The 25,179-nt window shown below is 57.8% G+C and carries 14 protein-coding genes; 9 read left to right on the forward strand and 5 right to left on the reverse strand.

The features are described 5' to 3' along the window. Positions 1-62: 62 nt before the first annotated feature. Positions 63-4,016 (reverse strand): trifunctional transcriptional regulator/proline dehydrogenase/L-glutamate gamma-semialdehyde dehydrogenase, encoded by a 3,954-nt coding sequence (gene putA, locus VD17_RS26480; protein WP_046056414.1) that lies wholly within the window; start codon positions 4,014-4,016, stop codon positions 63-65. Between the two features lie 464 nt (positions 4,017-4,480). Between putA and putP the strand changes: the two genes are divergently transcribed. The 9 genes from putP (at position 4,481) to VD17_RS26530 (ending at position 17,561) form a co-directional block, all read left to right on the forward strand. Beyond that, entirely contained in the window at positions 4,481-5,965 is a 1,485-nt protein-coding gene (gene putP / locus VD17_RS26485; RefSeq protein ID WP_046056415.1) for a sodium/proline symporter PutP, read from the forward strand. A 365-nt stretch (positions 5,966-6,330) separates the two neighbouring features. Then, positions 6,331-8,349 carry a type VI secretion system Vgr family protein gene (locus VD17_RS26490; protein WP_046056416.1) on the forward strand — a complete coding sequence of 673 codons (2,019 nt, stop codon included), beginning with the start codon at positions 6,331-6,333 and terminating at the stop codon, positions 8,347-8,349. Beyond that, positions 8,339-9,076, forward strand: coding sequence for a DUF4123 domain-containing protein (locus tag VD17_RS26495; protein WP_046056417.1), 738 nt, complete (start codon positions 8,339-8,341; stop codon positions 9,074-9,076). Before VD17_RS26490 ends, VD17_RS26495 begins: the two co-directional genes overlap by 11 nt. Further along, the gene (locus tag VD17_RS26500; protein WP_046056418.1) at positions 9,076-13,833 is read left to right on the forward strand and encodes an RHS repeat-associated core domain-containing protein; all 4,758 of its coding nucleotides are present in this window, start codon (positions 9,076-9,078) and stop codon (positions 13,831-13,833) included. Before VD17_RS26495 ends, VD17_RS26500 begins: the two co-directional genes overlap by 1 nt. An 8-nt stretch (positions 13,834-13,841) precedes the next feature. Further along, positions 13,842-14,252 carry a hypothetical protein gene (locus VD17_RS26505; RefSeq protein WP_046056419.1) on the forward strand — a complete coding sequence of 137 codons (411 nt, stop codon included), beginning with the start codon at positions 13,842-13,844 and terminating at the stop codon, positions 14,250-14,252. Between the two features lie 194 nt (positions 14,253-14,446). Further along, the gene (locus VD17_RS32760) at positions 14,447-14,851 is read left to right on the forward strand and encodes a hypothetical protein (protein WP_259674598.1); all 405 of its coding nucleotides are present in this window, start codon (positions 14,447-14,449) and stop codon (positions 14,849-14,851) included. Beyond that, positions 14,851-15,267 carry a hypothetical protein gene (locus VD17_RS26515; RefSeq protein ID WP_046056420.1) on the forward strand — a complete coding sequence of 139 codons (417 nt, stop codon included), beginning with the start codon at positions 14,851-14,853 and terminating at the stop codon, positions 15,265-15,267. The genes VD17_RS32760 and VD17_RS26515 overlap by 1 nt, the downstream gene beginning before the upstream one ends. 877 nt (positions 15,268-16,144) lie before the next feature. Next, entirely contained in the window at positions 16,145-16,468 is a 324-nt protein-coding gene (locus VD17_RS26525) for a hypothetical protein (protein WP_046056422.1), read from the forward strand. 256 nt (positions 16,469-16,724) lie between these two features. Next, positions 16,725-17,561 (forward strand): 23S rRNA (adenine(2030)-N(6))-methyltransferase RlmJ, encoded by an 837-nt coding sequence (locus tag VD17_RS26530; protein ID WP_033055449.1) that lies wholly within the window; start codon positions 16,725-16,727, stop codon positions 17,559-17,561. 124 nt (positions 17,562-17,685) lie between these two features. On the opposite strand, the gene msrA is transcribed toward VD17_RS26530, so the two are convergent. The 4 genes from msrA to aceF all read right to left on the reverse strand — a co-directional run bounded on the left by msrA (position 17,686) and on the right by aceF (position 25,173). Next, positions 17,686-18,333: a peptide-methionine (S)-S-oxide reductase MsrA gene (msrA, locus tag VD17_RS26535; RefSeq protein ID WP_033055450.1), complete on the reverse strand. Its 648-nt coding sequence runs from the start codon at positions 18,331-18,333 to the stop codon at positions 17,686-17,688. Between the two features lie 214 nt (positions 18,334-18,547). After that, a complete protein-coding gene (locus VD17_RS26540; protein WP_046056423.1) occupies positions 18,548-21,241 on the reverse strand; it encodes a putative bifunctional diguanylate cyclase/phosphodiesterase in 2,694 nt (897 codons plus the stop codon). A 289-nt stretch (positions 21,242-21,530) separates the two neighbouring features. Beyond that, positions 21,531-22,925, reverse strand: a complete 1,395-nt coding sequence (locus tag VD17_RS26545) for an alkaline phosphatase D family protein (protein WP_046056424.1) — start codon at positions 22,923-22,925, stop codon at positions 21,531-21,533. 280 nt (positions 22,926-23,205) lie between these two features. Beyond that, positions 23,206-25,173: a dihydrolipoyllysine-residue acetyltransferase gene (gene aceF / locus VD17_RS26550; protein WP_046056425.1), complete on the reverse strand. Its 1,968-nt coding sequence runs from the start codon at positions 25,171-25,173 to the stop codon at positions 23,206-23,208. Positions 25,174-25,179 lie beyond the last annotated feature (6 nt).

Below are 25,179 nucleotides of genomic sequence, written 5' to 3' on the forward strand. Positions count from 1 at the left end.
GCTCACTCCTACAGGGTTTTGCATTCCAGGCACCCATTGCGGATGCCCGGTCTTGTTGTGGTTTAGCCGATAGTCATCAAGCTCGCATTACCACCCGCCGCCGCAGTGTTAACGCTCAACGCCCGCTCGATCACCAGACGCTCCAGTGCAATGTTGGTTTCGCCTTGCGACAAGCCATGAACCCCAACAATTGCGCCAACACGCTTGGCCACTTGCTGGCAGACCGCACGCAGCTGATCGGAATGGCCGTGATGCAGAGCCGCATCAAACAGCACTTCGTCCTTGCTCCAGTCGGAAACCAGCTTGATCTTCGCCTGAACTTCCTTCGGCAGACGTGCGAACAATGCCTTGGTCAATTCAGCTTCCGGCCATACCGCCGAACCGCCGACGGCCAATACCGCCGCCAGTTGCGTCAGCAGATCGCCTTCGACTTCCGCCAGGCACAGCACGTGTTCGCGCGGCAGGATGGCGTAGCTGTTGCGCTCGCCGGTCGGGCCCGCCAGAACACGGGTGATCCCGCTTTGCGACTGCGCTGCGAACTGCACACACAGGGTGCTCAGGTCGGCAAACTTGTTGCTGTCAGCCCAGGCTTGCAGAGCCTTCAGCGGTTTGCTCATGGCATCACGCAGACGAACGTCCGGTGCCGTAATGGCATCACCGCGAGCGAAGGATTGTTCGATTGCATCGGTAGGGCGCGTCGACAGCAGGCGGTACAGGTACAACGGACCACCTGCTTTCGGGCCAGTACCCGACAGGCCTTCGCCACCGAACGGCTGCACGCCGACCACAGCACCCACGATGTTGCGGTTCACGTAGACGTTACCGGCGTTGACGTTGTCGATCACCTTGGCGATGGTCTCGTCGATGCGAGTGTGCACGCCCAACGTCAGGCCGTAACCGGACGCGTTGATCTGACCGATCAGTTGATCGATGTCTTTGCGCTTGTAGCGAACCACGTGCAGCACCGGGCCGAAGATCTCCCGTTGCAGCTCGTCGAAGCTTTCCAGTTCGATCAGGGTTGGCATCACGAAGGTGCCGCGTTTGACTTCTTCGGTGTTGGCGATTGCCACCTGGTACACGCTGCGACCTTTGTCACGCATGGCCTGGATGTGCTTCTCGATGCCGGCCTTAGCTTCGGCGTCGATCACCGGGCCGATGTCCACGGACAGGCGCTCTGGATTACCAAGACGGCATTCAGCCATGGCACCTTTGAGCATTTCGATGACACGGTCAGCGGAATCTTCCTGCAAGCACAGTACGCGCAGTGCCGAGCAACGTTGACCGGCGCTGTCGAAGGCCGAGGACACCACGTCGATCACAACTTGTTCAGTCAGTGCCGAGGAGTCGACGATCATCGCGTTCTGGCCACCGGTTTCGGCGATCAGTGGAATAGGGCGACCCTGAGCATCCAGACGACCCGCGACGTTGCGTTGCAGCAAGCGGGCGACTTCGGTGGAGCCAGTGAACATCACGCCTTTAACCCGATCGTCACCGACCAGACGAGCGCCAACGGTTTCGCCACGGCCCGGCAGCAGTTGCAGCACGCCTTCCGGAATCCCGGCTTCGAGCAGCAAACGCACGGCTTGAGCGGCCACCAGCGGGGTTTGTTCCGCAGGTTTGGCCAGGACCGGGTTACCGGCAGCCAGGGCAGCAGCGACTTGGCCGCTGAAGATTGCCAGCGGGAAGTTCCATGGGCTGATGCACACCACCGGACCCAATGGGCGGTGGGCGTCGTTGGTGAAATCGTTGCGAGCCTGAACTGCGTAGTAACGCAGGAAGTCCACGGCTTCACGCACTTCGGCGATGGCGTTGGCGAAAGTCTTGCCGGCTTCGCGAGCCAACAGGCCCATCAGCGGCTGGATCTCGCCTTCCATCAAATCGGCGGCACGTTCCAGAATCGCGGCACGCTCGGCGGGCGGAGTTGCCTGCCAGATCGGTGCAGCATTCAGGGCGCACTGGATCGCGTTGTCGACGTCTTCGACGGTCGCTTCCTGTACATGCCCAACCACGTCACGCAGATCGGACGGGTTCAAAACCGGCGCAGGGGTTTCGGTGCTGGACGCGCAACCGAGCATCGGCGCGGCTTTCCAGTTGTTATGAGCGGTGGCCAGCAAGGCGCAGGACAGCGAAGCCAGACGATGTTCGTTGGCCATGTCGATGCCGCTGGAGTTGGCGCGCTCGGTACCATAAAGATCACGCGGCAGCGGAATACGCGGGTGCGGCAGGCCGAAGCCGCCTTCCAGCGTCGCCATCTGCTCGATGCTGGCCACTGGATCGGCCACCAGCTCCTGAATCGAAATAGACTGGTCGGCGATGCGGTTGACGAACGAAGTGTTCGCGCCATTTTCCAGCAGACGACGTACCAGGTACGCCAACAGCGTTTCGTGAGTACCGACCGGTGCGTACACGCGGCACGGACGGTTCAGCTTGCCTTCGGAAACTTTACCTACAACCTGTTCGTACAGCGGTTCGCCCATGCCGTGCAGGCACTGGAACTCGTACTGACCGGGGTAATAGTTCTGACCGGCGATGTGGTAAATGGCCGACAGGGTGTGGGCGTTGTGCGTGGCGAATTGCGGGTAGATGACTTCCGGCACCGACAGCAGTTTGCGGGCGCAAGCGATGTAGGAAACGTCGGTGTAAACCTTGCGGGTGTAGACCGGATAGCCTTCCAGGCCTTCGACTTGGGCGCGTTTGATTTCGCTGTCCCAGTACGCGCCTTTTACCAGGCGGATCATCAGGCGATGACGGCTGCGACGAGCCAGGTCGATCACGTAGTCGATCACGTACGGGCAACGCTTTTGATAAGCCTGGATCACGAAACCGATGCCGTTCCAGCCGGTCAGTTGCGGCTCGAAGCACAGGCGCTCCAGCAGATCCAGCGACAGCTCGAGGCGGTCAGCTTCTTCGGCGTCGATGTTCAGGCCGATGTCGTATTGCTTGGCCAGCAGGGTCAGCGACAGCAGGCGCGGGTACAACTCGTCCATCACGCGCTCGTACTGGGCGCGGCTGTAACGCGGGTGCAGTGCCGACAGCTTGATCGAAATGCCCGGGCCTTCATAAATCCCACGACCGTGGGACGCTTTGCCGATCGAGTGGATGGCTTGTTCGTACGAGGCCAGGTACTTCTGGGCGTCGTGCTCGGTGAGTGCGGCTTCACCCAGCATGTCGTAGGAATAGCGGAAGCCTTTGGCTTCGAACTTGCTGGCGTTGGCCAGGGCTTCGGCGATGGTTTCGCCGGTCACGAACTGCTCGCCCATCAGGCGCATGGCCATGTCGACGCCCTTGCGGATCATCGGCTCGCCGCTCTTGCCGATGATGCGGCTCAAGGACGAAGTCAGGCCGGCTTCGTTGTGGGTGGCGACCAGTTTGCCGGTCAGCAGCAAGCCCCAAGTGGCGGCGTTGACGAACAGCGACGGGCTGTTGCCCAAGTGCGGGTGCCAGTTGCCGGTGCTGATCTTGTCGCGGATCAGGGCGTCACGAGTGCCTTTGTCCGGGATGCGCAGCAGCGCTTCGGCCAGGCACATCAGCGCCACGCCTTCCTGGGACGACAAGGAAAATTCCTGCAACAGGCCCTGAACAATCCCGGCACGGCCGCCGGCGCTCTTCTGATTGCGCAGTTTCTCGGCAATCGAGGCGGCGAGCTTGTTGGTGGCTTCAGCCATGGCGACCGGCAGGCGAGCCTGCTCGATCAGCATCGGCACCACTTCCGGCTCAGGGCGACGGTAAGCAGCGGTGATCGAAGCGCGCAGCACCGATTGCGGCAGGATGCTTTCAGCGAACTCCAAGAAGCACTGGTGCGCGTGGTCAGCGTGGACTTCGCCGGCGTCGTCAGCGTCTTTGCTGATCAAACCGCTCAGCTCGGTCAGGGTTGCACCACCCTCGAGTTTTTCCAGGTAATTGAAAATTGCCTGCTTGATCAGCCAGTGCGGCGTGCGATCAATCGAGGTCGCGGCAGCCTTGAGGCGCTCGCGGGTCGGGTCGTCAAGTTTGACCCCTAGGGTGGTGGTCGCCATATTTTTATCCTCATGTTTGCCACGACCGCGTGGCATCAGCTGGCGGCAAGATTAGCCGTGCAACCGTCGAGGTGCAACCGGGTGCAACCCTTTTTTTGTCGGAATTATAAGCAGCTCGTCAGGAAATAAATTCCGGTACGAACGTACCGCTCTTGCTTGGTGCTTTTGCTTCTAGCAAACCGATGGTACTGCCCTAAAAGGGAGCAAAAACAGGCTTATTTCAGGTAAATCCGACTAGGTGCAACTTATTCTCAAGAAACTGGTTGCACCTTATTTGCTTTGTTGAATAGCATTCGCGCCCAAGGTGCAACCGGTCAAAAAAGACAGGTGCACCGGCTGATGGCTTTCCTGGGGAAACATCAGTCATAAATGCGCGGACCCCGAAATCGTCTGAACAAACGTTGTCGTTTGTCGGCGGTTTCACACTCTGCCGCTACATAAAAACAAAGCCAGGGCATCACTTAATGAGCGTAAGCAATCCAACACTGATCACGTTCGTGATCTACATCGCAGCAATGGTGCTGATCGGCTTCATGGCCTATCGCTCCACCAACAACCTTTCTGACTACATTCTGGGCGGTCGCAGCCTGGGCAGCGTCGTGACTGCATTGTCCGCTGGCGCCTCCGACATGAGCGGCTGGTTGTTGATGGGCCTGCCGGGCGCTATCTACATGTCCGGTCTGTCCGAAAGCTGGATCGCCATCGGCCTGATCATTGGTGCTTACCTGAACTGGCTGTTCGTCGCCGGCCGTCTGCGCGTGCAGACCGAGCACAACGGCGATGCACTGACCCTGCCGGATTACTTCTCCAGCCGTTTCGAAGACAAAAGCGGCCTGCTGCGGATCATCTCCGCGGTCGTGATCCTGGTGTTCTTCACCATCTACTGCGCCTCCGGCATCGTGGCCGGCGCCCGTCTGTTTGAAAGCACCTTCGGCATGTCCTACGAGACTGCACTGTGGGCTGGCGCTGCGGCGACGATTGCCTACACCTTCGTCGGTGGTTTCCTGGCAGTGAGCTGGACTGACACCGTACAAGCCACGCTGATGATCTTCGCCCTGCTGCTGACGCCGATCATCGTGCTGCTGGCCACTGGCGGCATCGACACCACGTTCCTGGCGATCGAAGCACAAGATCCAAGCAACTTCGACATGCTGAAAAACACCACCTTCATCGGCGTGATTTCGCTGATGGGCTGGGGCCTGGGCTACTTCGGCCAGCCGCATATCCTGGCGCGTTTCATGGCGGCGGATTCGGTCAAGTCGATCGCTAAAGCTCGCCGTATCTCCATGACCTGGATGATCCTGTGCCTGGGCGGCACCGTGGCTGTCGGCTTCTTCGGTATCGCTTACTTCTCGGCGAACCCTGCCGTGGCAATGCCGGTTTCCGAAAACCACGAACGTGTGTTTATCGAACTGGCCAAGATCCTGTTCAATCCATGGGTTGCCGGTGTACTGCTGTCGGCCATTCTGGCTGCTGTGATGAGCACCTTGAGCTGCCAATTGCTGGTGTGCTCGAGCGCCCTGACCGAAGACTTCTACAAAACCTTCCTGCGTAAATCCGCTTCCCAGGTCGAGTTGGTCTGGGTCGGTCGCGCCATGGTGCTGCTGGTTGCCCTGATCGCTATCGGTCTGGCCGCTAACCCGAACAACCGTGTGCTGGGTCTGGTCAGCTACGCCTGGGCCGGTTTCGGCGCTGCGTTCGGTCCGGTTGTCCTGATCTCCGTGATCTGGAAAGACATGACCCGCAACGGCGCACTGGCTGGCATCCTGGTCGGCGCGATCACCGTGATCGTCTGGAAGCATTTCGAACTGCTGGGTCTGTACGAAATCATCCCTGGTTTCATCTTCGCCAGCCTGGCGATCTACATCGTCAGCAAAATGGGCGAGCCTACCAAAGGCATGCTTCAGCGCTTCGCCGCTGCCGAGGCAGATTTCCGCCTGAACAAGTGATGGGAATGAGCTGATGCTCTGACCTTTCGCCGAACATGAAAACGGCCCGCTTCCTTTTGGAGGCGGGCCGTTTTTTTGGCCTGCACAAATCTCGAATCCCTATTTGTCCCCTGTAGGAGTGAGCCTGCTCGCGATAGCGCCAGGTCAGTCGACATCAATGTTGAATGATTAACCGCTATCGCGAGCAGGCTCACTCCTACAGGGGGCGGTGGTGGTTTTGAGGGAGATGTCTGTAGCCAAACACACTGATTGTTGAAGGAAAAATCTCTAAAAAAGTAGGGCAAATCTGATTTCCCTGTCCCTCCATCAATGCCCCTTGTCGCTCATGCAGAATCGCCCGCCTTCATTCTGCAGAGACACATCGGATGTTCGCTCCTGCCAATCAACCGCGTTTCACGTTGACCATCGACGGCGTCCAGAATGAGCTCAAGGTGCTTGAGTTCACGGGCACGGAAGCCATCAGCCAGCCCTACCGTTTTGACCTGGAACTGGTCAGCGAACGGCCCGACATCGAACTCGAAAGCCTCCTGCATCGTCAGGCGTTTCTGAGTTTTGATGCGCAGGGTTCAGGCATACATGGTCAGATTTTTCGCGTTGGCCAAAGCGATTCCGGACAACGGCTGACGGGCTACCAAATCAGCCTCGTGCCGCGTCTCGCCTACCTGAGTCAGCGCATCAATCAGCGGATCTTCCAGCACAAAAGCGTGCCGGCGATCGTCGCGCAAATTCTCAAGGACCACGGCATCCAGCGTGATGCGTTCGAGTTTCGGCTCGGTAGCGACTACCCAGCGCGCGAGTACTGCGTGCAATACGCCGAAAGCGATCTGGCGTTCATTCAGCGACTGTGTGCCGAGATCGGCATTCACTACCACTTTCAGCACGGCTTCGACGGACATCTGTTGGTGTTTGGTGATGACCAGACGGTTTTCCCTCGTCTGCCCGAGCCGACGCTATACCTGCCGGGCAGCGGAATGGCGGCGGATGCGCCGGCCATCAAACGTTTCAACGTGCGACTGGAAACCCGGACGACAGCGGTAACCCGTCGCGACTACGACTTCAAAAAACCTCACCTGCAACTTGAAAGCCGCCTCGACAGTGAGCTGCGACCGGTGCTCGAGGATTACCACTTCCCCGGCCAATTCACTGACCGCGAACACGGCAAGCATCTGTCCCAGCGAGCACTCGAACGCCACAACGCCGACTTCCGTCAGGCCGAAGGTCGTGGCGACGAATCGGCGCTGGTCAGCGGGCATTTCCTACACCTGGCCGAGCATCCGCGCCAGGCATGGAATGACCTGTGGTTGATCACCGAAATCGAACACCGTGGCCGCCAGCCGCAAGTGCTGGAAGAGTCAGTCACCAGCGACAGCCCGGATGATTTCCAGGGCTACCGCAATACCTTTCTGGCAACACCGTGGGACGTTTCGTTTCGCCCTCCACTCGGGCCGGAAAAACCACGCATGCTCGGCTATCAACCCGCCGTGGTCACCGGCCCGACCGACAGTGAAATCCATTGCGACGAGTTCGGTCGGGTCAAGGTTCAGCTGGCTTGGGACCGCGACGGTCAGCTCGATGAACACTCCAGTTGCTGGCTGCGCGTCGCCACCGGCTGGGCGCACGATCGTTATGGCAGCGTGATGATCCCGCGAGTCGGCATGGAAGTGCTGGTGGGATTCGTCGACGCCGATGCCGATAAACCGCTGGTGATGGGTTGCCTGCCAAACGCAGCATCCCCGGTGCCACTCGATCTACCCGCCGACAAAACCCGCAGCATTTTCCGCAGCCAGAGCAGTCCCGGTGGCGGCGGTTACAACGAATTGCGCATCGAGGATCGCAAAGGTGCCGAGGAAATCTACCTGCGCGCCCAGCGAAACTGGACCCAGCACGTACTGAATGATCAACAAGTGCAGGTCGATAACGCCCGCAGCATTGTCGTCACCGGCACCGCTCGCCATGAGCTGAAGGCCGACGAGCACCGCATCACCCATGGCCAGCGCCAGACCGAGGTGAAGCTGGATGATCATTTGGTGGTCGTGGGTGACCGGCACATTCGGGTGACCAGTCAGGCGCTGAATGCCAGTCAGCAATTCCATGTCAGCGCCGGCCAGCAAGTGGTGATCGACGGCGGGGCCAGCGCGACGATTCAGGCGGGCGGGCAGTGGATCAACATCGGTCCCGGCGGGATCTTCAGCAGCGTACCGATTCAGGTGGGCGGGGCGTTGATGCCGGCCATGGCGGCGGCACCTGCATCGCCGGACACACCCTTGAAGCTCGTCGCCGCCCCGGCCGCGCTGCTGAGTGCCGCACAGATCCTGAGCCTGAAAAGCGACGCGCCGTTCTGTGAGGAATGTGAGCGCTGCAAGGACGGTGTCTGTGCAGCCTGATGCCTTGTCACCCCACGCCTGGTTGGATCGCCAACCGCTCAAGCCTTCCGAGCAGATGTTCGCGGTTTTCAGCAACGCGAGCGGCGCTGAACCGTTCAAAGCCTGGCAGCGTTCGATCACAGCTCAAGCACCCAGTCCGATCTGGGCCGATACCGCTTACGCCGAGTGGGAACCGGTAATGCCCTATGTCGGAATCGTCGCTGCTGGCAGTGAGTTTCTGGAATGGGTTGCCACCACTGAATCTCGGGATTGGGGCTGGCTGGCGGTTTCTACTGCCCCTCAGGAGGTGCTGGTCGAGCATCTTCGCAGCCTCACTCAAGTCCTTTTGCCCAACGGTAATGCGGTGTTTTTTCGGTTCTGGGACGGGCGCTATTTGCTGCCGATTCTTCAGTCCGCCGACGTTAACGCCACGCAGCTAATGCCTGTGATTGACCGCGTTTTAATCAGCGGCCAGCCGCTCGATATCGGTGGCAGTGCGTTGAAAACCTCCAGGGTTTTTCCGTGGTGGGAAGTTTCCGAATCGCTGCTCAAACACCTCGCCTCGGAGTCCGCAACAACCCGCATTAACAACTTGCTGATGTGGTTGAACGAGGACCGACCTGCTCTTTATGAGGCCTTTTCGGCGAGCGTATTGCGCCACAAGGTCGCGATCTTTCTGGAGGCGCCGGATCTGCCTCAAGCACCGAAATCAGCCTTGGTGGATTACTTGATAACGGAGCTGGACTGATGGATCAGATTGTACGGATCGAGCAGGAGCTCGACGGTTTCCCAAACACCCTTTCCCTTTACCGCGAACAGTTGAAGCACTGGCTCAGCCAGGCGGCGGATAAGGCCAGTCACGCGGCTGATTTGCCTTCGTTGATGGGCATGGAGCGGATCATAAGGTTCGGCAATGCCAGCACTGCGGTGAGCAGTGGCGACGACGATTTTTTCTCCTCCGTGGTGCAATGCCCGAAGGGTGGAGAGCTAGAGATCGAGAGCAAGTTTGAATCGGTTTATGACATTCCCGTGGGGAATATTCAGGTTGATGTGATTGCGCTTGAGAGCGGCGAAACGACGCTTGTCACGCTTGATGAAAATGGCAAAGGGACGTTCAAGGGGAGCGAGGGCAAGTTCTACCGCATTCACGTCCACAACGAAGTCACACCGCAGCAAGTTGAAGATCTTTTCTCTTCCTACAACGGCCTGACAAAGGAACTTGAGAAATGGCTGCGTGATGAATGGAAGACGTTTAAGCCGAAGTGGTCGGAATCTTCTTCGGTCGCTGTAGGCAATGGAATGCTCGCGGGTAGTTGGGCGGCAATCGAAGGTGTGTGGGACGGCATCGGCCTGCTTTCGGACATCCTCAAGGATCCCGGGAAGTTTGGTGATCGGTTGGGTGAGAGCGCCACAGAGCTGAAGAACCTCGCGAAAACCGCTCCGGATGTCATGGAAAAAGCCCAACTGCTGGCCAGTGACGAAGCGGCGCTGTGCCTGCTGTTACGCACCGCCAGCCTCTGGTTGGACATGCTGCCGCCCGGCGAGATCGCCGGCAAAACCGCCGAGGCTGTGTCGACGGTGGTGGTGCAACTGTTGATCGACATCCTGATTAGCATCGTTCTGACGTTCGCTGCAGCGGGAGCCGGTATCGCCTATTTGACGATGCGGTTGGCTAATCGAGCTGCGCAATTACTCAGCGCTGTTCTGCGCCTCGTCAAAGCGATTTTCACGATCATCAATAGCTTCATCAGCTACGTCGACCGCTACAAAAAAGTTGCCGCGAGGGGCATCGCGGCCGGTATGAAAAAAGGCCGGATGCAACTGCGCTGGGATGCCAGACGCAATACCACGCTCAAGCAAAACGAACACCACGACAACGTCCCGGATCAGGCTAAAAACCCCAACGGCGACAGCGCCGATTCCGTTGATAAAACCGCCACCAACAAATGCCCGGTCTCGATGGTCACCGGTGAAGAGCTGCTGACCCTCACCGACGGTGCACTGGACGGGATTTTGCCGTTCGATTTCACCCGGCTCTACCGCACCAGCGCGGCCGAGATCGACAACGGTTTAGGTTTTGGCTGGAGCCATTCGTTATCCCATCGCCTGGACATCGACGGCGATACGGTCATCTGGATCGACCACGAAAACCGCCGCACTACCTTCCCGTTGCCGAACAGTGCGCGCCCGGAAATTCACAACAGCCTGTCGCGCGCGGCGATTTTTCTGGGCGATCAGCCTGAAGAACTGATCCTCGCCCAGGCCGGTGACGAAACCCTTTTCTATCACTTTCAGAACGGTTGTCTGACAGCGATCAGCGACGGGTACGACAACCGACTGCGCATCACCCGCGACCGACAAGACCGCATCAAACGCCTCGACAACGGCGCTGGCCGCGCCTTGCTATTGCGCTATGACTGCAGCCATTTGGTCGCCGTCGAGTATCAGCGTTTTCAGCCGGCCGACACCTTCGACGAGGCCTGGCACACCGAACAGACGCTGGTCACGTATCACTACGACGAACGCGATCAACTGATCGAAGCCACCAATGCCGCCGGCGAAAGCGAGTGTTACGACTACGACGATCAGCACGTCATCTTGCAGCGGCAACTGACCGGTGGGGCGAGTTTTTTCTGGGAGTGGGAAAGGTCCGGCAAGGCTGCCCGATGTGTCCGCCATTGGGCGTCGTTTTCGCAGATGGATGCGCGTTACGTCTGGGATGACGAGGGCAGTGTCACAGTCCAGAACATCGATGGCAGTGAAGAGGTTTATGTCCACGACGACCGCGCACGGCTGGTGCGCAAGGTCGAGCTGGACGGTGGCGAGCACCTCAAGGCTTACGACGACAACGGTCGGCTGATTGCCGAGCAGGATCCGCTCGGCGCTGTCACTGAATACCGTTATGACGAGATCGGACGGCTGGTTGCGCTGATTCCGTCGGAAGACGAGCCGACGACCTACGAGTATCGCCACGGTTTCCTGCACGCACGGTTTCGCGGCAAAGCGCTGTGGAAATACCAGCGCAACGCCCAGGGTGACATCACGGAAGCGACCGATCCTGACGGTCATGTCACCCACTATCACTACGACGAAAAAGGTCAGCTGCTATCGATCCGTTACCCGGACACCAGCCGGCAGGTCTTCGTCTGGAACGCCTTGGGACAACTGCTCGAAGAGACCTTGCCGGACGGCGGTCAGCGGCGGTTTTCCTACGATGCGTTGGGGCGGCAGATTACCCGGCAGGACGAACACGGCGCCGTTACCCAGTACCAATGGGATGCCGTTGGCCGACTGATCCAGACGACTTTGCCTACCGGCGCCAGCCGCGCCTTCAGTTACAACGCCTACGGAAAAATCACCGCCGAACGCAATGAGCAGGGCCGCGTCACCCACTACGAATACGTCGACGATCTGCACCTGGTCAGCCGCCGGATCAATGCCGACGGCACCCAGCTGAAGTACCGCTACGACAACGCCCAGCTGTTGCTCACCGAGATCGAAAACGAATCTGGCGAAAAATATCTCCTGGACTACACGCCCAATGGCTTGATCCGACAGGAAACCGGCTTCGACGGCCAACGCACGGCGTACGCCTACGACCTCAACGGCCAGTTGCTGGAAAAAACCGAGTTCGGCGAGGACGGTTCACAGCTGGTAACGGCTTATCAGCGGGATTCGGCCGGGCGCCTGCTGGTCAAAACCCTGCCCGACGGCATCAAGGTGGAATACCGCTATGACCGCCTCGGCCGGTTGGTCAGCGTCGATGACGGTCACGACCATCCGCTGGAGTTCGAATACGACCAGCAAGACCGCCTGATTACCGAGCACCAAGGCTGGGGCTCGCTACGTTATGGCTATGACGCCTGCGGCCAGCTGAATCGCCTGCGCCTGCCGGACAACAGCAAACTCGATTACCACCACGCCAAGGGCGGTGCGCTGACGGCCATCGACCTCAACGGTGCGCGACTCACCACCCACCAATTCACCTTCGGCCGCGAACAGCAACGCCAACAGGGGCAGTTGCTCAGCGAATATGCCTACGACGATCAGGGCCGTCTGAAGGCCCACGCCGTCAGCCAACAGCAACAAGCGCTGTACCGCCGCGACTATGCCTACAGCGCCAACGGCAATCTCGACAGCATCGCCGACACCCGTCACGGCCAGCGCAGCTACCAATACGACCCGCTCAACCGCCTGACCCGCGTCCGCCACACCCGCGACGACCCACCGGAAAGCTTCGCCCACGACCCCGCCGGCAACCTGCTGATGCAAGACCGTCCCGGCGCCGCGACCGTCAAAGGCAATCGCCTGCTCATGCAAGGCGACCGCCATTACGACTACGACGCCTTCGGCAACCTGATCCGCGAGCGCCGCGGCACCGGGCAAAAACTCGTCACCGAGTACCGCTACGACTGCCAACACCGGCTGATCGGCGCCACCCTGCCCAACGGCAGCCAAGCAACCTACCGCTACGACGCCTTCGGCCGCCGCATCAGCAAAACCGTCGACGGCCAAACCACCGAGTTCTTCTGGCAAGGCGATAACCTCATCGCCGAAAGCAGCCGTGAGCATTACCGCAGCTACGTCTACGAACCCGGCAGCTTCCGCCCGTTGGCCATGCTCGACGGCAAAGGCTCGCGCAAGGCCTGCCCGTTCTACTACCAACTCGATCACCTGGGTACGCCGCAGGAACTCACGGATTACAGCGGCGACATCGTCTGGTCGGCGAAGTACAACGCCTACGGCAAAGTCTCTCGCCTAGCGTTTGGTGGGGGAGAGCAGCTCGAGCAACCGTTGCGGTTTCAAGGGCAGTACTTCGACGCCGAGAGTGGTCTGCACTACAACCGGCATCGGTACTATGATCCGGAGGTTGGTCGGTATCTGACGCCAGATCCGATCAAGTTGGCGGGTGGGCTGAACCAGTATCAGTACACGCCGAATCCGACGGGGTGGGTTGATCCGTTGGGGTTGAGCGGGAATTGCCCGCCGCCGAATAAGCTCCGGTGTGGGGCGCCGGATGATACGACTGGCGCTAGGGTGGATGAGGGTGAGCCGGCGCTGCCGAAGCCCAAACTAAGTGCTGCAGAGCTTGCCGAGAAAGAAGTTAAAAGATTAAACGACAGTCAAGGCATGCATATGGTTGGAAAACATAGTCCAGCGGTACCAGATGCTAAGTGGAAGCAGCGTGCTATTGATGGTACGGATCCGATAACTGGTAGAAGACCTTGGCACCAACGTGGTAATCCAAGCTCCAGATTTAGCAGTTGGGAGTTGATGCTCGAGGCTTACACTCTTGCAACAACGAGGACTGAGCGAGGGCTGTCTCGATTTACGGGGAAGGACGGAGAGGATAATAACATCGTTAGAATGAGGCTTCCGGGTGCCGGGGAGGGATATGTACCAAACACTAGGTCAAAGGAAAATCCAAGGCTTATTAAATTGGACGGCTTTGAAATGAAGTTTGATGATGCTGGTGTTCCATTTACGTTATATCCGATCAAGTGAGGAAGATTATGTTTATTGATCCTGGTACTCAGCAGCCATATATACCGACACCTTCATATTTTTTGGGTTGTTTCGATATTTATGATCGTGAAGAAACACTTGGAGAGGAGTTGGAGAAATTTAATCCAAATGACCCGTCGGACAGGGAAGAGTTAATACTCAAGTATTGTCTGGTTAGAAATCGTACCTATCGACACCGCTTTTTACTTTATAAGTGTTTGGAAAAGGCGCTTGAGGATAAAAACTACGACTTTCAGTCGCTTTTTAAGTACGACCCAGAGGCGTACTCCTCATTTCCCTGTGGGTGGGATGAAATGGAAAACACGAGAGCTTTTTTTGAAGATATTTATCGGTTGGCAACTATCGAGTGGAAAGAGGATCTTCAAAAGGCCAGTCTTGAAGACCCAGCGAGTTGGTAAAGAGTTTTAGTGATTTTTAGTTTAGTTGCTTCTGGTCCGTATTTGGCCAAAGGGGGCGGATTTATTTTTGCTGCCAGCTTCGAAGGTGCTGTTATAGAGCAACAAATAAATCCGTTCCCTTTTTGGTCGCCCGCTTTTTGGTCCGTATTCTTTTGTGTTCAGTTATGGTCGGTTTTTGAAAAATGATGTTATTAATGCCTATTAAAAAATTGATTTCTACACTGCGAACTATGTATAAGAATTGGGCGGATGGTTCGGGTTCTGCTGTTCAGCAACAAACCACTAGCTGCGAACTTCATGGTGAAAGCAAGAGGTGGAGAGCCGTTCCAAGCTCTAGGTTTATGAGCCATAGAGCGCAGTTGAATGCTTATAATGAAGCGATGACAAGGGAGGCTAGAAAAATGTCTCGTTTTACTGGGGAGGATAGCAAAGGAAATTTGTTAGTAAGAATGGAGGCTGAAAATGTAGGTGAGGGATATAAGCCTAATCCTTTAGATCCAGCCAATCCGCGTTTCATTCCTCAGATGAATGCCTTTGAAATGAAATTCGATTTTGAGACATTGCAGCCTATAGCGCTTTATCCGATAGAGAAAATCTAATGCTGATGCATCCGTATCTGAATGTTTCATATAACCCAAGCCTTGGGCACTTTCTCGGTGGGTTCGATATATATGATCGCGAGGAGAGTCTTGGGGTTGAGTTATCGGAGTACGATCCTGAGTGTCCTTCAGATAGAGAGTTTTTAATATCCCGGTTTATTGTCAAGCGCTTCGCTGCGTTGAGTTATCGACATAAGTTTGTTTTGTTCTTAGTGTTGGAAGAGGCTCTTGATAGTGATTCGAGTATTTTTTCTGAGATTTTGGAACATGATCCGATGTCTCCCTCCTCGCTCCCTCCTGGGTGGGATGAAATGGAAAATCCTAGGGCGTTTTTTGAAGATGTGTACCTTAAGTTGTCGGAGGCGTGGGTTGATGATCTTTATAAAGCGAGTCGGGAGGACTTTTCAACTTGGTGAGGCTAGTGCTTAAGCTAGTATGAATTTCTGAAGACTTAGATAGTAAATAAGTCTGTCCCATTTCTTATGAGTGATATTTAACGGGCTACTACTTTGAGAATAGTGAAATCTACTCGCTTTGATGATGTCGATCACGATGTTGGATATGAGTACCGTGGTTATAACTACGCCATACAGAACGAAGAGGATGTGTTTCTAATCAGAACTTACGATGACGAGCCCGGACAGGTAACGGTAGTACGTCCGACTGCGATGTCTAAAAACGCTAACCTTAAAAAGCTCGTTGAGTTCTTACAATCCGAGTTAGGAGTTTCCAAGATCTGTCTCTACAAGGGCGATTTGGGGATCTACGCCGAGATCGATCTTGATAGCTTGGTGTTTTTCTCCGTCTGAATTTGACGGTAAGAGAGTGGCAGGCTATTTACACACTCTGGGCCGAATTCTGTCGTTGCTGAGCGGCAGCTATAGGTGGTGGATTCAACAGGTGGCGAAATCAAGCCAGGCTTCAGTGAAGCCTTTCGCCGCGTTTGCTTTTTTGAGCGAAATTTCTGGGCAAGGTCTTCGGAAGTTTCCTTCAAGTCGTAGCGGTTTCCATGAACTGGTGTGAAATGTTCTCCATCGATAGTCTCTGGTGGTCACTGAAAATTCAGTGGCGGGGTGTAGGAACCCTTCAATACTAGAGAGGACGCTCTGGCGTCGACACCTGAATTGCGGCCATCAACATGCGTCCGTAAGATCAGTTGCGGCGGCTGTGTGCGGGCACGCTTCGGCGTGGTCGAGTTTGCTCTCTGGTCTCGATATTCCTACCCCGCGCATAGCTGCCACCCAAGCCTGTAGGAAGGCCGATGGTAGCTCCACTTCTACCAGAGGTTTAAAAATGAAAAGTCTTCACCCCGACCCACCCTACGAAAAACCAATCCCCCACCCCAAAAGCCGCTTCATGGCGCTCACCAGCAATTGCGACGACATGCCAACCCTGTTCGTCGACACCCAAGCGCCGCTGGATGTTTTGTATGACGCTGCCAGCTACCGAATTCGCGCCGTCACCCAAGTGATGGAGAACTTGTCCATGCGCGGTTCGATCGAGTGTCAGTCCTTCATTCTTAGTGATTTTGCTTTGCTCTGTGCCATTCCGTTGCGGGATGGGTGTGATGTGCTGGATGTGCTTGGACGGCGGTTGCGGGCGCGGTCTTCGGAGTAGCACCGGTCGGCTTTTGTGGCGAGGGAGCTTGCTCCCGCTCGGCTGCGCAGCAGTCGTAAGCCGGGCAGTGCGGTGTGTCAGGCATAACCAGATCTCAGGTTTTGGGGCTGCTTCGCAGCCCAGCGGGAGCAAGCTCCCTCGCCACAGGTTTTGTGTTCGGCCGGGGATTGTGGCTGTTGCGACTGTCCGCTCGGCTGTGAAGCCCTGACGTTCGCCGCCGTACAAGGTAAACTTCCCGCCCTTCGCAGGAGTAATCATGAATTATCGTCACGCCTTCCATGCCGGCAATCACGCCGATGTGTTCAAACACCTGACTTTGACCCGCATCATCGCTTTGATGTCGCGCAAGGAGCAGCCGTTTGCCTATCTCGACACTCACGCCGGCATTGGTCTGTATGACCTGCAGGGTGATCAGGCGAGCCGTACCGGTGAGTACCTGGAAGGTATTGCGCGTTTGTGGGATCAGCCGGATCTGCCGGCGTTGACCGCTGATTACATGAAGGTGCTGCACGACATGAACCCGGATGGCCAATTGCGCTATTACCCGGGGTCGCCGGAGTTGGCGCGGCGTCTGACGCGGCCGCAGGATCGGGTGATGCTCAACGAGAAGCACCCCGAGGACGGTGTGTTGCTCAAGGACAACATGGCCGGCGACCGTCGGGTAAAGGTGCATCTGGGCGAAGGCTGGCATGTGCCGCGTGCGATGTTGCCGGTGCAGGAGAAGCGGGCGGTGATGTTGATTGATCCGCCGTTCGAGCAGCTGGATGAGATGCAGCGCTGTGCGGCGTCGCTGAAAGAGGCGATTGGCCGGATGCGCCAAACCGTGGCGGCGATCTGGTACCCGGTGAAGGACCAGCGCATGTTGCGTCGTTTTTATCAGGACCTGGCGGGCACGGGCGCGCCGAAGTTGTTGCGCGTTGAGTTGCTGGTGCATCCGTTGGATACGCCGAACAGTCTGAATGGCTCCGGGTTGGCGATTGCTAATCCGCCGTGGGGGCTGGAAGAGGAATTGCGTGAACTGCTGCCGTGGTTGTCCAAGAAGTTGGGACAGACACAGGGTGGGTGGCAGATGGATTGGTTGATTGCCGAATAGGGTCAATCGACAAGCAAGATCAAAAGATCGCAGCCTCGTTTCACTCGACAGCTCCTACAGGGGAATGCATTTCTAAGTAGGAGCTGTCGAGTGAAACGAGGCTGCGATCTTTTGCTTTAAGCGGTCAAATCGGGCAAGTCACGCCTGTACCGCCAATCCCGCAATACCCTTCAGGGTTTTTGGCCAGGTACTGCTGGTGATAAGCCTCGGCAAAGAAGAACGTCGGCGCTTCGTCGATTTCAGTGGTGATCGTGCCTTTGCCAGCCTTGGTCAACTCGGCCTGGAACACTTGCTCGCTGTGCTTGGCGGCTGCCAACTGGGTCGGGTTGGTAGCGTAGATGACCGAGCGGTACTGCGTGCCGATGTCATTGCCCTGACGCATGCCCTGAGTCGGGTTGTGCAGTTCCCAGAACATCTTCAGCAGCGCTTCGTAGCTGACTTTTGCCGGCTCGTAGACCACCAGTACCACTTCGCTGTGGCCGGTCAGGCCCGAGCAGACTTCTTCATACGTCGGGTTCGGCGTAAAGCCGCCGGCGTAGCCCACCGCCGTACTGACCACGCCTTCGCGCTGCCAGAACTTGCGCTCTGCACCCCAGAAGCAGCCGAGGCCGAAGATCGCGAAATCCACGTCCATCGCGAACGGGCCGAGCAGCGGGGCGTCGTGGACGAAGTGTTTTTCCGGCACGGTCATTGGGGTTTCGCGGCCAGGCAGAGCTTGTTCTTTAGTCGGGAGCACGTTTTTGTTCACCAGAATTTCCGAGCGCAAGACCATGATCAGTCCCCTCAGTCAGGTTGAATGTAAATTGTCAGACACGCAGTTTGCCCAATGCCGTCCAGTTACGCACTACCCGTGTGCCCCTGTGGGAGCGAGCTTGCTCGCGATAGCGGCGTATCAGTGACATGGATGCTGACTGACACGCCGCTATCGCGAGCAAGCTCGCTCCCACAGGGATTGGCGGTGTTCCACAGGGATTTGCGGTGTGCTGTCAGGCGATCGGGCCGCGCGGATAGCGCTTGAGCTTTTCGATCAGCTCGGTGCCGGGGATCGGTCGGTCGAACAGGTAGCCCTGGCCGACGTCGCAACGGTGACGGCGCAGGAACGCCAACTGCTCGGCAGTTTCGATGCCTTCAGCCACGACCTTGAGTTTCAGGTTGTGGGCCATGGCGATCACTGCGGAGGTGATTTCCATGTCGTCCTGGTTGTCGGGGATTTCGTGAATGAAGCTTCGATCAATCTTAATGATGTCGATCGGGAATTTTTTCAAGTAACTGAGCGACGAGTAACCGGTGCCGAAGTCATCCATGGCCAGGGTCAGGCCCAGGCGCTTGAGCTGATCAAGCTGCAAGTGAGTGTCTTCGGTGGCTTCCAGCAGCAGGCCTTCGGTGAGTTCAAGCTCCAGCAGGTTTGCCGGCAGCGCTTCTTCTTTGAGGATGTTGGCGATGGACGACACCAGGTCCGGATCGGAGAACTGCTTGGGCGACAGGTTGATTGCCACCTGAAGATTGCCCAGGCCAGCGGCGGTCAGGTCTTTGCTCATGCGGCAGGCCTGGCGGGCGATCCATTTGCCGATGGGAATGATCAGCCCGGTTTCTTCGGCGACGCTGATGAACTGATCCGGGCGGATCATGCCTTTTTCCGGATGGTTCCAGCGCAGCAAGGCTTCCATTCCGAGCAGGCGACCGCTGCGCAGGCAGAGCTTGGGCTGGTAGAACACGTCCAGCTCGTTCTGGGTCAGGGCGCGGCGCAGGTTGTTTTCGACGAACAACTTGTAACTGGCTTCGGCGTTCAGCGCTTCGGTGAACACCTGGACCTGGTGTTTACCGTTGGCCTTGGCCTTGTGCAGCGCCAGACCGGCGTTGCGCATCAGGGTTTGCGGATCACGACCGTGCAACGGCGCGCAGGCCAGGCCCACGGAGCCGGTGACGCTGATCAGCTGGTTGTCGACGAACATCGGCTTGTCGAGGGTCGCCAGCAATTGATTGGCAATCTGTTGGCCCGCACGCAGGTCGGTGTCGTCCAGCAGCACGGCGAATTCGTTACTGGCGAACCGCGCCAGGCTGCCGCTCGGGCTCAGGCTGTTGCGCAGGCGTCGGGCCAGGCTGATTAGCAGTTTGTCACCGGTCTGGTGGCCGAGGCTGTCGTTGATTCGCTTGAAGTTGTCGATGTCCACCAGCAACAAGCTGATCGGGGTATCGCTGTCTCGGGCGAAACGTTCATCGAGGTTGCGAATGAAGGCCGGGCGGTTGCCGAGGTTGGTCAGGTTATCGGTATAGGCCAAACGCTCGATGCGCTGCTGAGCGAGCTTGTTCTGGGTGATGTCTTCGTAGATACCGATGTAATGCGTCAGCTCGCGGTTGTCGCCGTAAACCTTGGAAATCGATAACTGGCCCCAGTAGGGTTCGAGGTTTTTACGGCGGCTTTTGAACTCACCCTGCCAGCTGTTGCTCTTGGCCAGCGCCGAGTGCGCGTCGAACAACAGTTCGCTGAGGTTTTCCAGGGCAGGCAGTTCCGACAGCCGCTGGCCGTGGACTTCTTCGGTGGTGTACTGGGTGATCGCCGTGAAGCTCGGGTTGACGTATTCCACCACGCCATCGCAATTGACCAGCAAAAAGGCGTTGGCGCTTTGCTCTACCGCACGCTGGAACAGGTGCAGGGCGCTGGTGGCGGTGCGGCGGTTGTGGTTGTTGATGACTTGGGCAAACTGATCCGCCAACTCACCAGCGAAAGCAATTTCGTCCGATTGCCAGGCGCGGGTCGTGCCGGTCTGTTCCAGGCAGAGTACGCCGACCACTTGGCCATCGACGCGGATGCTGGCATCGAGCATGGCGTTCACATCACGCGAGCGCAGGTGTTCGGCCATTTCCCGGGTGCGCGGGTCGCGCAAGGCGTTGTGGGCGTCGATGGCGCGGCCGGTGTGCAAGGCCTCCACGTAGTCGGGGAAGTGACTGACGTCGATCGGCTCCGGCAGCAGGTATTCCTGGCTGGCGCGGTGATAGGCCGAAATCGGCACGAGCAGTGAACCTTCGAAATTCCACAGGCTGGCGCAGTCGATTTCGTAAATGTCACAGGCACTGCGGGTGATCAGTTCGGCGGCTTCTTTCAGGGAGTTGTTGCTGCTATAGCGCTGGCGGGTCAGCAGCAAAATCAAGTCTTGCTGGGCGCGCACCCGGTCCAGGTGCAGAAGCTGTTCCTGCTGGGCGCGCTGATTGAGTTCCAGGGCGATCTGTAGGCGAGAGTTCTGGGTTTCGAGGTCCAGGGCCGGCAGCAGTTGCTCGCCCTCGAACAGGCCGTCGACCACCAGCAGGTAGCCGCGCAGCAGGTGTCGATTGTGTTGTTTGTAGGCTTCGCCCAGTTCCAGCAGGTTCAAGGAACCGGCGGCGGTGTGCAGGGTGTAGCGGATCAGGTAATGCGGGCTTTCGGTGAGTTGCTGCTGAACCGCGTCATGCAGCTGATAGCGCGCTTCGGGTTCCATCAGGCTGGCGTAGGGCGAGCCGACCAGAGCACAGAGTTCCACAGCCGGCAGGCCGAACTGTCGTTCGCAATTGGGATCGAGAAACAGTAGCGCCCAACTCGCTTCATTCAGCCGTTCGAAACGAAGCATGCCGAGCCGCGAGGGCACAGGCAACTGCGTCACTACCTCGGCCACCATACGGCTGGCGGCATCGGGTTGGCTTTTCATATGGAGGGAAACTCGCTTCGAATAGGCTGATCGCGCCGGGCTCTCGCCCTCTTTACTGTTACCTGCGGCAAGGTTGCATCATTGCGACACTGACTGACAAGAGACATGAAGGCCAAGTGCTATAAGAATATGTCGGCCGGCGGCGGGATTTCTCCAATGGATGGCTAAAAGTAATCGTTTGGAGCCCTGTGGCGAGCGAGCTTGCTCGCGCTGGGCTGCGCAGCGGCCCAAAAATCTTGTGAGCGCTGCGCACTCAAGCGGGAGCAAGCTCCCTCGCGACAGGTTTGGTTTAACGCAAAGGAATGCCTACCGATTGCAGCAGTTGGCCATCCCGGTCGTGATAACTGACACGAACCTGTTCGGCATCGACGATCAAATGGGCAAAGTTGTCCTTGCTGACCACCTGGCTGGTCAGTTCATGCTGATAGTCGCCAGCGGCTGTTCGCGCCAATGGTTGATTGAGGATGAAGGTGGATGCCTTGGCGTACGGCAGCAGTTTGCTGTTGCACAAGGGTGAGGAAACGATGGTGTGCACCTCGAAGTCCGGGTCGTCGCTGTGGGTCAGACGACTCGTCAAAGAGCCGTGGACATCGCCGGAAACAAAGAAGACGTTCTTGATGCGGTGTGTACGAATTGTCTCCAGCAGCCGCAGACGCTGTTCGGGAAAAGCCTTCCACGCGTCATCGCCATGGGCTTTGCGGTCGGGGTAGAACATCACGCTGGTGACCACGAATTTGACCCTGGCCGGGGTGTGAATCAACCATTTGCACAAGGCCTGTTCCTGCGCTTCGTCGAGGATGCGTCGATCATTGGCCGACAGGTTGCGCCGGGTTCGACTGTCAGTGACAAACCATTCGATATCGCCTTCGGCGAATTGATACCAATAGTGTTCCAGTTTTCTATTTATTTGCCCGCCAGCAAGAAGTGCATGCGCCGGGCTATGACTGGCTTGATACACCTCATACGCCGCGATGGCGTTTTTATATAAATAGGCATCGGCCTTACTTTCGTTGGTGGGCCAATTGTCTTCAATTTCGTGATCATCGAGGATCATGTAAGTCGGCACGCCGGACATTAACTTTGCGATATTGGGTTGGGAAAACGCTGCTCGGTACTTACTGAGTATTTCCTTGTATTCCCGGTCGGGAGCAATGACGTTCAGATCATCGACATAGATTTGATCGCCGGTCATCAACATGGCGCTGATGGGCGGTTCGGCCTGCTGCGCCAGATTCGTGATCGAGGCGAAAATCCGGTCCCCCAGATGCGGTGCAGAGGGGACGCCAGCGGTCATGCGCAGGTATCGACATGAACCGACGATATAGGCCCGTGGAATCGTGGCTTTGCTGGACTGCGTGCGAAACCGGTAGATAGCGCGGGGCCATTGCAGCGGCAGCTCCTGGACCGTTTCCACGGTGTGCACCGGGCTCATGGGGCTGAACCAGCCTGCCTGGTATTGGTACTCGGTATCGGTGGCAAGGTCGTTGAGTGCAATCACATCGGACATATCACGCAAGATCGTCAACTTTGCAAATACACCTTTGGACCAGCGCTCTTCGCCCTGCCTGCGATAACGAACGCCTGCAAATGCCGGTGCATTGTTTTGAAGTTCGCCGCGCAAGAAGATGCGTGCGTGGTTAGTTGTGGTGTGGCCAATAATAGGGCCGACAGTCGGTTTGAACATGTTCGAATCCATTCGAATTAATGCTAACTAAGCAAAATAGGCTGATGAAGGTTTAACGATAATTAGTTGGACTGAGCTTAGTTATTGGCTTGCAAGAAATATCGAGCAGAAGTGGACTGGAGTTGTGGGCGACGTAAGCCGCGAATGTAGGAAAGGGGTGTTGGGTGACTTTCTTCAAGGCAAAAAAAGCCCCGCCAAACTGGCGGGGTTGAGGTACGAGCGTGGCGCTCGGAAAACGTGGAACGCGACGGGCCCTCCGGTGAAGGAGGGCCGATCGGTGTTACAGCAGGATGGTGCGGATGTCCGCCAGCAGGTCGCTCAGACGCTTGGTGAAGCGTGCAGCAGCGGCGCCGTTGATCACACGGTGATCGTAGGACAGCGACAGTGGCAGCATCAGTTTCGGCTGGAAGGCTTTGCCGTCCCAGACTGGCTGGATGGTTGCCTTGGAAACACCGAGGATCGCCACTTCCGGCGCGTTGACGATCGGCGTGAAGCCGGTGCCGCCAATGTGGCCGAGGCTGGAAATGGTGAAGCAGGCGCCTTGCATGTCGTCAGCGGTGAGCTTTTTGTCGCGGGCCTTGGCGGCCAGCACAGCGGCTTCGGCTGCCAGTTGCAACAGGCTCTTCTGATCGACGTTCTTGATGACCGGTACCAGCAGGCCTTCAGGGGTGTCGACGGCGAAGCCGATGTTCACGTACTTCTTGCGGATGATCGCTTTGCCGCTTGGTGCCAGCGAACTGTTGAAGTCCGGCAGTTCCTTGAGCAGGTGCGCGCAGGATTTGAGCAGCAGTGGCAGGATGGTCAGCTTGACGCCAGCCTTCTCTGCAACGGCTTTTTGAGCGATACGGAACGCTTCCAGGTCGGTGATATCAGCCGAATCGAACTGAGTCACGTGTGGAATGTTCAGCCAGCTGCGGTGCAGGCTCGACGCGCCGATTTGCATCAGGCGGGTCATCGGCACTTCTTCGATTTCACCGAAGCGGCTGAAGTCCACGACCGGAATCGGCGGGATGCCCGCGCCGCCGGTTGCGCCAGCAGCAGCGGCCGGTGCTTCCTTGGCCTTCTGCATCATGGCTTTGACGTAAACCTGCACGTCTTCTTTCAGGATGCGACCGTGCGGACCGCTGGCGCCGACAGCGTTCAGCTCGACGCCGAACTCGCGAGCCAGTTGGCGCACCGCAGGACCTGCGTGAACCTTGGCGCCCGGTTTGGCCGGTGCTGCAGCTGGTGCGGCCGGTGCCGGAGCAGCAGGCGCAGCGGCGGCTGGGGCTGGAGCTGAAGCGCTAGGAGCAGCAGCGGCCGGAGCCGGGGCAGCAGCAGGCGCAGCGCCTTTGACTTTCAGCTTCAGGATCAGGTCGCCAGTACCGACTTCGTCATCCAGCTTGATGGAAACGCTTTCCACCACGCCAGCGGCAGGCGATGGAATTTCCATGCTCGCCTTGTCGGATTCCAGGGTGATCAGCGACTGATCGGCTTCAACGGTGTCGCCGGCCTTGACCAGGACTTCGATGATCTTGGCCTTGCCCGAAGAGCCAATGTCCGGGACATGAATGTCCTGAACGCTGTCAGCAACCGGTGCAGCCGGGGCCGCAGCGGCTGGCGCTGGAGCAGCGGCAGCAGGTGCAGCTGCCTGAGCTGGCGCGGCCGCAGCCGGTGCCGCAGCACCTGCCACTTCCAGATCCAGGATCAGGTCGCCGGTGCCGACTTCGTCGTTAAGCTTGACGCTGATGGCCTTGACCACGCCAGCGGCGGGCGAAGGGATTTCCATGCTGGCCTTGTCGGATTCCAGGGTGATCAGCGACTGATCAGCCTCGACGGTGTCGCCGACCTTGACCTGGATCTCGATGATCTGGGCCTTGCCCGACGAACCGATGTCCGGCACGTGCACTTGCTGAACCGAAGCGGCAGCAGGCGCGGCAGCTGGAGCTGGAGCCGCGGCGGCAGGAGCAGCAGCCGGTTTCGCTTCAGCTTTTGGCGCCGGCGCAGCGGCAGCCGCAGGAGCCGCAGCAGCGGCACCTTCGACTTCCAGCTCCAGCAGTTCGTCGCCTTCTTTCAGGCGATCGCCCAGCTTCACTTTGATGCTTTTGACGATGCCGGCCTTGGGAGCAGGAATTTCCATGCTCGCCTTGTCCGACTCAAGCGTCAGGATGCTCTGGTCGGCTTCGACACGGTCGCCGACCTTCACAAATAGTTCGATTACTTCACCTTCACCGCTGCCGATGTCAGGTACGCGAATGAGTTCGCTCACAGAGTG

Origin of the sequence: Pseudomonas fluorescens (assembly GCF_000968015.1) — a bacterium.
GTDB classification, from domain to species: domain Bacteria; phylum Pseudomonadota; class Gammaproteobacteria; order Pseudomonadales; family Pseudomonadaceae; genus Aquipseudomonas; species Aquipseudomonas fluorescens_W.